10 protein-coding genes are annotated in these 10,923 nt (G+C 39.2%); 1 reads left to right on the top strand and 9 read right to left on the bottom strand.

What is annotated here, in order from left to right; translation table 11 throughout:
- Positions 1 to 2: 2 nt before the first annotated feature.
- The 9 genes from ACOB80_RS09775 to ACOB80_RS09735 all read right to left on the bottom strand — a co-directional run bounded on the left by ACOB80_RS09775 (position 3) and on the right by ACOB80_RS09735 (position 9,976).
- On the bottom strand, positions 3 to 914 hold the full coding sequence (locus ACOB80_RS09775) for an ABC transporter ATP-binding protein (RefSeq protein WP_473165637.1): 912 nt from the start codon (positions 912 to 914) through the stop codon (positions 3 to 5).
- Between the two features lie 14 nt (positions 915 to 928).
- The gene (locus ACOB80_RS09770; protein WP_473165636.1) at positions 929 to 1,330 is read right to left on the bottom strand and encodes a GntR family transcriptional regulator; all 402 of its coding nucleotides are present in this window, start codon (positions 1,328 to 1,330) and stop codon (positions 929 to 931) included.
- Positions 1,331 to 1,564: 234 nt separating this feature from the next.
- Positions 1,565 to 1,993 carry a DUF4396 domain-containing protein gene (locus tag ACOB80_RS09765; RefSeq protein ID WP_473165635.1) on the bottom strand — a complete coding sequence of 143 codons (429 nt, stop codon included), beginning with the start codon at positions 1,991 to 1,993 and terminating at the stop codon, positions 1,565 to 1,567.
- Between the two features lie 76 nt (positions 1,994 to 2,069).
- Positions 2,070 to 2,645 (bottom strand): helix-turn-helix transcriptional regulator, encoded by a 576-nt coding sequence (locus ACOB80_RS09760; protein WP_473165634.1) that lies wholly within the window; start codon positions 2,643 to 2,645, stop codon positions 2,070 to 2,072.
- A 49-nt stretch (positions 2,646 to 2,694) separates the two neighbouring features.
- Positions 2,695 to 3,342 carry a class I SAM-dependent methyltransferase gene (locus ACOB80_RS09755; protein WP_473165872.1) on the bottom strand — a complete coding sequence of 216 codons (648 nt, stop codon included), beginning with the start codon at positions 3,340 to 3,342 and terminating at the stop codon, positions 2,695 to 2,697.
- A 199-nt stretch (positions 3,343 to 3,541) separates the two neighbouring features.
- On the bottom strand, positions 3,542 to 4,231 hold the full coding sequence (locus ACOB80_RS09750) for a DNA-3-methyladenine glycosylase I (protein WP_473165633.1): 690 nt from the start codon (positions 4,229 to 4,231) through the stop codon (positions 3,542 to 3,544).
- A gap of 165 nt (positions 4,232 to 4,396) precedes the next feature.
- A complete protein-coding gene (locus ACOB80_RS09745; RefSeq protein WP_473165632.1) occupies positions 4,397 to 5,425 on the bottom strand; it encodes a tetratricopeptide repeat protein in 1,029 nt (342 codons plus the stop codon).
- Between the two features lie 83 nt (positions 5,426 to 5,508).
- Positions 5,509 to 9,078, bottom strand: coding sequence for a M1 family aminopeptidase (locus ACOB80_RS09740; protein WP_473165631.1), 3,570 nt, complete (start codon positions 9,076 to 9,078; stop codon positions 5,509 to 5,511).
- Positions 9,068 to 9,976 carry an ABC transporter ATP-binding protein gene (locus tag ACOB80_RS09735; RefSeq protein WP_473165630.1) on the bottom strand — a complete coding sequence of 303 codons (909 nt, stop codon included), beginning with the start codon at positions 9,974 to 9,976 and terminating at the stop codon, positions 9,068 to 9,070. Before ACOB80_RS09735 ends, ACOB80_RS09740 begins: the two co-directional genes overlap by 11 nt.
- Positions 9,977 to 10,101: 125 nt before the next feature.
- On the opposite strand from ACOB80_RS09735, the gene ACOB80_RS09730 reads away from it, so the two are divergent.
- A complete protein-coding gene (locus ACOB80_RS09730; protein ID WP_473165629.1) occupies positions 10,102 to 10,881 on the top strand; it encodes a sensor histidine kinase in 780 nt (259 codons plus the stop codon).
- The last annotated feature ends 42 nt before the right edge of the window (positions 10,882 to 10,923 follow it).

Here is a 10,923-nt window from a genome sequence, read left to right as displayed (position 1 = left end):
CCTTAGGCCGCTTTGCCTGCGCCACGATGATTTTGTGCAAGCACAGAGCTGATCGCTTTATCTAGGCTAATAGGCGCGAGAATAGGATCGTCTGCACCAAGTGTTGATAAGAACTGACGAAAATCTTGTTCGTTCGCATCTGCTGTGATGATGTGATACTGGTCTTCAATGTATTTAATAGACAACACGCTTGGCAATTTTTCCAGCTCTGCAGTCGAGCCCGGAATATCGCAAATCCAATAACTGATGCGCTGACAAAAATCATCAGGGCTAGCCATGTATTTCACTTGTCCTGCTTCAACGATTATTAAGTTATCAGCAACACGCTCAATCTCTTCCATTTGATGTGAACAGTAGATGATTGTCATGTTTTCATCGGTTTCAGTGTGCATTAATGCTTCTAAGAAAGCCTGTTTTGCAACAACGTCTAAACCCAGGGTTGGTTCATCAAGGATCAATACGTCAGGTGCTTGTGCTAATGCCATTGATAGGTTTAAGCCAGCACGTTCGCCGCGCGAAAGTTCAGAGACCTTTTGAAAGGGTTGAACATCGAAATTTGCAATAACATTTTCGTAAATATCTTGTCGCCATTTCGGGTACAAGTTACGTTGCATGTTAGTCACTTGCTCAGCTGTCATCCAAGTAGGTAAGGTATGTTCTTCGTTAACAAAGCCTATACGTCCTCTGTGCTCTGGCGTTAATGTTTGGCTATCTGTATCGAGAATTTTACTCGAGCCGGAGGTTGGCGCATCTAAGCCAAGCAGTAATCTAAACAGCGTAGATTTACCGGCACCATTAGCACCAATAAACGCGTGTATACCACCTCTAGGAATGGATAGCGTTAAATCGAGCAACGCGGTTTTGCGTCCAAAACACTTGGTCAGGTTTTGTGTCTCAATGATATAATCCGTCATGGTTATCTCTCACATTATTTATGTGGCAACTTGGTCAATTCGCTTACCAAGTGCTGGGTCAATTGCTCTGTTGAATAATCGAGATACATCACATCGTTGATAAAACGGGCCGTTGCCTCATTTAAACGACTCTTTTGTTCTTCTTCACTCAACATTTGTTTGGGCTCTGACACAAAAATCCCAAGACCTTTGCGCGACTCTAATAGCCCTTGAACTGTTAATTCGCCATAAGCTTTTGCAACCGTATTAGCGTTAATTCCCAACTGCATTGCTAAAGCACGCACGCTCGGTAATTTCGCTTCTGGTTGTAAACTGCCTGTGGCAATTTCTTTGCGAATACCATCGACAATTTGTCGAAAAATAGGTCGGGCGTCCCCGGTCACTATTTGGATCGCAATAGCAGATGTTTTTGCCATTATATTAAATCACTAGTGTACTATCTGTACTAGTACACTAGATACAGTGGTACACAAAGTCAAGCATTAGATCTGAGTAGATCACCAAGGTTGTTTGTAAGTTGTTGAATATTAAGGATTTAAAATTTTTTGTTTTTGGTGTTAATTTTTGGAATTAGGGTAGTACACCCCTAGTGTACTAGTTAGGTGTACTAGTTAGGTGTACTAGTTAGGTGTACTAGTTAGGTGTACTAGTTAATGACAGCAGGCTTTGTTGTGTTTTTGTAATCGCCAATAGTTATAAGGCCAAGGGGTTAAAAAACCTGCGAGTAACATAAGGGGAATGGCAGTCCACGTAAGCATAGCCCCGCCAGTGAGCAAGTAATCGGTAATATTCATGGCGAGTTCCATTGCTAGCATCGAAATAAAGCTCATGCCCATTGCGGTTTTTAAAGCTGCTGAGAACATAAAGCCACCTCGCATTAAGATGATGGTTTCTAAAATAATACTGGTTAGCAAGCCATTAAACATCGCTAATGCCATTACTTGCCAGGTCGTCAGTGAATGCTCAATCATCTGAAAGTAGCCAATTGTGCCAAAGTCACCGATTGCACACCCTAACAAGCACCATTTAGTGTTATTGGCACTTTTTAGCCAATTGATTTTGTTAGTCCAAAAACTCATGTTATCTCCTTGTTTGAAGCTAACACGATCATAGGGTTAAGTAACTTAGAAGCCGTTATACAATTTTGGTTGTTTGTTACAGTGTTTTGACTTTGTCTAACGACATTCTGGGTAGATTGGCAAAATCGTGCCTAAACTGGGACAAAGTGAGACCAGTGTGCTTTTTAAATTGAGCGCTTAAATGAGCGACGCTACTAAAACCTAAATCGTAAGCAATTTCTGAAAAAGCGAGTTGCTGATACGCGACCAATTCTTTCACTTTTTCTATTCGAACTGATAAATAGTATTGCTCGATAGATATGCTTTCAACACTAGAAAAGAGTCTACTTAAGTGATGGTAATCTTTGGCAACATGCAGTGAAATATGTTGAGAAAGCGTTCTGTTTTCATTGAAAACTCGTCGGTCAAGGTAAGCTAAACAGGCTTGTTTAATCGCTTCAATCAGCTTTAATTTATTGTCATCTAACAAAGCTAATCCGGTTTCATTTAGCGCTTTACTCAAACTTGCGGTTTGCTCTTTGGTAAGAGGATGTTCTAAGGCGACTTCGCCAAGATTTATCGCTAAAGGATTAAGGTTTAACTGCTTAAAAATGCCTTGAACAACCAAGGTACATCGATGGCAAACCATGTTTTTAATCATCAGTTTAATCATACGTAATAACCTTGGTTTTTATTCAGAACTACCTATTCATGAAGCCCATTTAGTTTTTCGGTATTCCCTGATTTACATAAACATCAAAGCGATTTTTCTTCATTTTGATTTGCGTTGATGGTTTTTTATCAGCTAGAAACTCAGCATAATTGGGGCGCTTTACTACTACACGATATTTAGCCAAATTCAGTGCTGGTGCTAACAGTTGGTCACTGTCGTTATCTTCACCCACCAACGATTGAAAAACGCGCATTTCTTTTTTAACGGCGGCAGACTTTTCACGGTGAGGGTACATAGGATCTAAGTAAACTACATCCGCATCACCTTCGATACAGGCTGTCATATCATCAATACTTGAGATATGTTTTACGGACATATGACGAGTGATTTCGCTTACTTCGGTATGTAACTGAGCACGTTCCAAGCCATCCGTTAAAAGCGCAGCGACAACAGGGTGGCGCTCTAACAGGGTGACTTCGCAGCCCAAACTCGCTAAGACAAATGCGTCTCGGCCTAGCCCAGCAGTACCGTCAACGACACTTGGGGTAAATCCATGCTTTAAACCGACTGCTTTTGCAATGTCTTGTCCTCTGCCACCACCAAATTTTCGGCGATGCGCGACAGCACCTTCAACAAAGTCGACTTTAATTGCCCCTAATTTGGGTTCATCGACTTTAATGAGTTCTAGCACTTGCATGTTTACTTGCAGCACAAACTTAAGTTCTGGATGACTAGACAAAGACGCAATGTCACCAATATAGGTAAATTGCCATTTTTGTGCGATTGCCCTAGCCTTATCAACATCTGAATTGTCGACGTAAGCAACGGCTATATGGTGTAAGTTCGAGGCGGTGGTTTGCGTCATCTTGTAAAGGTTTCCGATTAAAATGTCGTTATTACGTCACTTGAATGTGATTATCACCCGTTGCAAAGGCAATGAGTCGGCTCAATTGCCCTAACGACATACCTGAATCTTGCTGCCAATGATTAAAGCAATTTTGAATGGTCGATAAGCTCGCTTTTGTTTGCAAACCACCTTGAATTAATTCGTGGGCGCGGAAGTAGCCTTCGACATCACGAGATAACAAAAAGGTATCTTTTCCAAGTGTACGTAATGCGTATGGGCCGGTGTTACCACCTAAGCGTTGACCATTTTTTTTCAGCCATTGCCAAAGACCGATAATATCGTTTGACGGCCAATTAGCAATAAACTCAGCGAAGGTTTGACTGTCACTTTGCTGCTCGAAAATCATCTGTGCGTTAGCTTTAATGGTTTTTACTTTATTAAAGTTGCGAATAATCTTTGGATCGGCCGCTTTTCGTTCGAGCATTTCCTCTGGCATCATCAGAATTTTTTCAATATCGAAGTTGAAAAAGGTTTCCTCAAAATCAGGCCACTTTTGCTCGACAACACGCCAAACAAAACCAGATTGGAAAATTTTCTTGGTGAACGCTGACAAAATCCTATCGTCAGTGAGCTCAGCAACCAAGGCGTCAGTTTCCTTTCCACCAAGCAAAAGATTTAGCGCATCAACGCCGCCCTTACGTTTGGCAGCACGTTGATATATGGCGTCAAAAGTTTCCATCTAAATTCGTCGTCTCATTCAATATGTGTCTATCTCCAATATAGTAACCTATATCAACTGCATCCTCTATGCTCACTACTAAGCAACATAAGAGAAAGCTAAACTGGATACATGACGTTTATTTTCCAACTTGTTACGATCTGTCAACCTTGTGAGAGATCACAATCAATATTTACTTAACTTTTTTAATGCTTTTTGGGCTTTTCTTTTCATGCTCTTACTGGTTGCCAACACCAACAGCTCGTTAAAAGCGTTAATTGCATCGGTTGTTTGTTTTGCTTTCACGAGTAATTGAGCATAAAGCTCTAAGCTTTCTAGATATTCATTATCCTTAACACTACTGTGTGCAAGCAATCGTTTACCCGCGGTAATTCCTTGTTCTAATGACAATTCACCATTGTCACTAAATAGAACACTATACCAACAGGCAGCATCCCACTTCAGATAGGCTTCCATTATCGGGGTGGGTAACATGCAGGTTTGATAAAACAATTCTCCTGCCTTATTTTTATCCCCAAATGTCCATAATAGTTGTGCTGCTCGCTCAACTATCTCTGGATTATTTTTGTATTGTTGAGCAATATCAACCGCATAACCAAGCGCTTCTTTCTCTTTTTTGGTGTTTTGCAGTAAGTCCATATAGGCGATTCGAGCAAACTGAGAATCACCTTTTAAAAGCCTTGCTACAATAGGTGCTTGTTTATCGCTATCACCGCCCATCATACTGGGCTGCCCATAGGCTTTGGCTGCTTCCATTTGATATCTAGCATTGTCAGGTGCGAGTTTAGCCGCTTGAGTCATCGCTTTAACATAATGGCTATATATCGACATTTTGGAAAACATCGAACTGTTTTTTGCGATGGTTTGCCATAAGTTTCCCGCCCAATATTGCACTTTCGCATTGTTCGGATGTGCTTTTGTTAAAGCCTCTAAAGTATCAGATGCATCATCTTCATCATGTTGAACTTTCATCGCGACCACTAATAATTGTTCGTCTGCATTGAGGGGTCTGCTGAGCTGTTCTAGTGAAGCTTTTACGGATTGATAATCTCGCTGATAGTACAGTTCCTCTAATACTTGTTGATCAGTGATTCGATGTTCTTTGGAGGTTGCCCATACTGGTTGCGACATAAAAAAGGTGGAAAAGCCAACGGTGAAAAAAGCGAGTGTAAACCCATGAATAAGTTTCATCATGTGCTCCTGTGTATTCAATGAGTGAATGATTAAATGTTTTTGTAGCGGGAGCTAGAATACTCCCGCTGGTGTTTTCAAAGGGACTAGTTGATAGTGAAAATGTTGTCTGACAAGTTCCTGTCTATTCTGCGCAATTTCGGATCAATCTGAACATGCGTAGGTTGTTTGTCAGAGTAAATCGTGACTTCACTGCGATTTTGGTTGAACTTCACTTTTTCAATGATTAATGCGTTGCTATCGTCATACATTGGGTAGCCGTCATAAAGGGCAACATCGATATATTCATTGATGGATGTTGTTTGCTCTTCGTTAGTTTTCAAGTCTAATTCGAATTTCAACGTACTGACATCAATAGTGGTCATAAACTTGCTATTCGCTTTGTTTGACACCTGCTGTGATTTTGCATCATGTATCTCAAAGCTATGGAATATCACTCGCTTAAACAAATCATCTATATATTCTAGTTGCTCATTAGTTGCTTGCTGATTAAAGGCTGCTAATACATCTAATGTTGTCGCTTTGTAAGGGTATCCTTTATCAGTTAACAGTTGCTTTAACGCTTTGTTAATCTTGTCTTCACCTAAGATGTCCAATAAAGCATACATACTGTGTTGACCTTTACCGTAAAATAAGTGAGCGTCGTGCCCCATGCTATATAACGGTTGTTCGATGTCAGACATGTATGGACGAACTTTCAAATAGAAATCCAACGATTGGTTCACCAGATCGAAAGCGGCTGTTTCTCCATAAACATGATTCAACATAACAAGCTCGGTATATTTAGCTAAGGTTTCTGTCACCATTGGAGCACCAGCAATGTAATGTGGCTCTAAATAATCGCCCCAGTATTGATGAGCAAATTCATGTGAAATTCCGCGTAATTGAGGGTTAAATTCCGCAATATCTACATGTCTGCTATCTAGGTTAAACATTCTATTTTCTACACCCACGTACATTCCTGGTTGTGAACTGCCGAATGATTGCATTGCTGAAAAATAGGGAATTTCCACAACAGCATAACGTTTACCCTTATAAGGCATATAATGTTCAGCGAAATAGTCCATTGACTGCATTAAGGCGGCTAAAATCATTTCGTTGTCTTGATTATGCTCAGGCGCATGATACACCGTTAATTCAACACCATTATAACTTTTCGTTTCGGTGATAAATTCAGCTGAAACGACAGCTAACTGTGCTTGAATTGGCTCATCAGACTGATAGTGAAAGAACTGACGTCCTTTATTAACCCAGGTCTTTTTAGGCGTTCCAACTGTGACTACCGTTTGCGGTATTGTGGTTGAAATGACAGCATCAAACATCAACTTATCGTGTGCTTCAACGTGCATATGTTTTTCTGGCATAGTGCGCGTTAATGTTGGTAAATCATGCTCTTTACGATGTTCTGCATCTGTTAATACATAGCTTTCGTTAAAGCCAAATTGTGGTATCACATCTTCAACTTCAATATAACTGCCGCCTTCTGTTACATAGTGTTCACCATCTAAGTCGCCAAACGCGTTATGTGTTGCTGTCACAGAATATTCAACAGAGGTTTTTTTCTGAGGCGCTAAAGGTGTTGTAAACGTAAACAACATGGTTTGATGTTCATGATCATGGTTGGTTAATTTCGCACCTGCTAACGTTACATGGTATTTCACATGGCTTTGACGTAACACCGATACCAATACTTCACTAATCGGCTGATCAGACTGGTTTTCAATGGTGTAGCTACCTCGTATTTCATAGCTTCGGCTCTCAGGAAAAATATCCATTGCTAGCTTAACGTCAATAATTGTAGGGGCTGATTTACCTTGATATGACTGGTATTGTTTTTCGTAGTCTGCCATTAATGCAATCTTCTGTTCCTCAGTCATAAAGATATTAAAAACATTTTTCTGGTAAAAAATATAACCAGCACTCGTGATAAAAACCATCGTTAAGCTTGCTAAAAGAACGCGAGACTTTGTTGTTAAAGTTTCTGCTGTAACTGTACTTCCACGCTGCCAGTATTTAACGGTGATAACACCTAAAATGCCTGTCAATGAAAGCCAGTAGATATTGTACCAATGAGCAGCTTGTGCATGATAAATCGTGTCAGCCATGTCCGAGAACATGAAATAAGGCTGATAAGCAAATACTGTTAATGGATGGTCAAGTAACAAGCCTTTAGCTACGCCATTTAGTACAAATACACCAACACCTAATAACAAGCCAATTGCTTTTACCTTGGCAAAACGTTGCAAAAATAGCGTTAATAAAGCTGCCATTAGCATAGGAACGCCACTATAGTAGAACAATAATAGATACTGTTGAGGTTTAATATCTAAGTAACCTTGAGATAATTGGAATGCAATCGCTGAGATGATGCTTACCAATATTAAAGTAAAACCTATAGCAAGCACGGCTGCTAATTTTGCAATATAAAACGTAAAGTTTTGCGTGGGTGTGCAATCAACTAATGGTGCGATTTTTACTAAGCGTTCGTTCCAATAAAGTTCGACAGTAAAGAAAATCACCACTAACATGCCAATCTTGGCTAATGGTTCTTGTAACCAACCTAAAATCAAAGCCGTTTGAGGCAAGAATGCTTGACCTCCAGCGATTGGGCCATCAAATACACTGTTAATTAAATTGCCCAAAGTAAAGGCGATAGTAGTGATTAACAGCACAATGAATACCTTGCCACGTGTGGCAGTTATGTACTCTATATTGAATTTTGACCAGGTTACGGACCAATTGATTTGGCTAAAATCAATCACAGATTTTAGGCTGGTATAGGACGAAAAACGCTTATTTTTAGGCTCAGGTGCAACAGGTAAATCTCGGTCTTTCTTTTTCGTCTTTATTTTATGTTCAGCTCTAAAACTGAATACTCTATAAGTAAAAACAAATAAACTCAGGCTTATTGCTAGCCATAAAATGCGGTTGAACAACAATGTGCCTGTTAGCGATGGCATAAATGTATTGCGTTGTTCAGCACTCCAATAAGCAGATTGTTCTGCAAAAGCGATAAGACCATAAGGTTCAATTAATGAAGCAAAGCCATATCCCTCTGACAATACGGATGATGTTGCCATTAAAGGGGAATTGCCAAATATCGATCCCACAATGTATATCACGTACAGTACGATGCCAGATACAAATACCGTGATCATACTTTTACTTAACATTGCTGCGGCAAATACTATCGATGTACATAAAAATACGGAAGGTACGATAAACAGCAAATAATTGCTGATGTAGTAATTTAATTGAAATGGACCTACCAATTCAGCCTCTAAAAACAAAGGCGTAATCATCATGCCGATAAGTGCCATGAACAATATCGCACATGTAGCAATAGCAATGCTGAAGTATCTACTTGCTAAGTACTTAAATTTGTCAATTGGTGTGGTGAAAATTAGTGGCTCCATTTTGTATTGATTGTCTCGCAAAACGGTAGCCGACGCTAAGACACAAGTAACAAAAATGATATTAGGTGCAATAAACAATAATGTTTGGCTTATAGCGTGTGCTGAATTTGCAAAAACTAAAGCAGAGCCACGCTGCGTAGTGATCAACACGGCCATCCATATCATGGCAATTGAAGCTGCCCAAAAGCCGCCTTGCTTGATTTGTTGTTTTAATTCAAAGGGTAATAACTTAAGCAACATTTTGGTCTCCTTGATTTACAGGGCCAATTCCACGAGCTTTATTTAATGTAGAAAAGTAAACATCTTCTAAATCTGGAGTAATGGGTTTGAATCCAATTTCTGGTTGGAATTCACTTTCAACGATTAATTGCGTTTTGCCTGTAATTAATCGCTCAGATAAAACGTTGAATTTAGTACGGTATTCTTTTGCTTCCGCTCTATTAACCATTTTTGACCAAACACGACCATCTAATGAGCGTATTAACGTTGCAGGCTTTCCGTGCAATTGAATTTGACCATCGATTAGAATTGCCATGTTTGGACAAAGTTGACTAACATCTTCAACAATATGTGTTGATAAAATAACTACAATGTTTTCGCTGATCTCACACAATAAATTATGAAAACGGTTTCGCTCTTGCGGGTCTAATCCTGCGGTTGGTTCATCAACAATGATAAGTTTTGGGTCACCCAGAAGGGCTTGTGCAATACCAAAGCGCTGTTTCATACCGCCTGAATACGTTGCAACGTCATTGTGACGTTTGTCGTATAGATTGGTTAAATGCAACAGACTTTCTATTTGTGCTTTACGTTGCTCTTTATCAACGATACCTTTTAATAATGCTAAATGATTTAACAATTCGTAGCAGCTAGCTTTCGGGTATACACCAAATTCCTGCGGTAAATAGCCTAAACACTCACGTAATATATTGGGATTTTTAATAATGTCTTTATTATCGAAACTAATTTGCCCGTGAGAAGGTTGTTGTAACGTTGCAATCGTGCGCATCAGAGATGATTTTCCAGCCCCATTTGGACCAAGTAAACCGAATAAACCCGGCTCTATGTCCAATGAAACTGATTTTAGCGCTTGAACTCCATTGTCATAAGTCTTTGATAAATTTCTAATAGTTAACATACATCCTTCCAAGGTGTTTTCTGTTTTTCTGTATAGTACAATCGCTAAAAATTAAATAAATAATGAAATGACGAACGACGTTTAAACATTGTCGAACGACGAATTTCGTTAAAAAGAAGGCTATTTTGAACGTTTGGTTAAAGAGTATTGCGCTAGTTTTTGGTTATGGCGTTAGCCTATATCTTATTTACCTTGTTACAAATCCAGAGGTACTGATTGTATTTTTAACCATTAGCTTGATGTTACCGCTCATTTATTTGATACAAGATAGAGCAAAGCAAAAACAATACATTGATCATTTACATCAAGAAACACTCAAAGCTGAACTTAGTTTACTAAAAAGCCAAATTAATCCACACTTTTTCTTTAATACTTTGAATAACTTATATGGCCTAGCAATTGAAAAGTCAGATTTGACTGAAGAGGTCATTTATCGCTTGTCTCAAATGATGCGCTTTACCATTTATGATGGCCGAAAACATACCGTTTTGGTGGAAGATGAAATCGCATATTTGGAAAACTTCATTGAATTAAACCAATTGCGCCACCAACACAGATTGGATATCCAGTTTAAACGAAATATCACCAATGCTCAGCAACGTATTCCACCATTGTTATTCATTAATTTGCTGGAAAACGCCTTCAAACATGGTGTTGATACCTTAACTGATGGTCAGTATATTCATTTTTGTCTTACGACTAAGCCGGAATTGATAGAATTTACTATTGAAAATAACTTCGATAAAACGGTATTAGAGAAAAATAAAAAGCAACGAATAAGTGGTGGCCTGGGTTTAGATAATTTAAAACGTAGACTTTTTTTACTTTTTCCCGACAAACACCATATTGAAACAAGTGTTACCGATAGCACTTATAAAACGACGGTTTCGATAGACTTAACATAAGTGGATTACCTAAACGGAATATCTAAATGGACAAGATAGACG

The organism is Thalassotalea coralli, from assembly GCF_055786205.1.
Note: the sequence above shows the minus strand (reverse complement) of the source record. Positions and strands in the feature narration are given on the sequence as shown.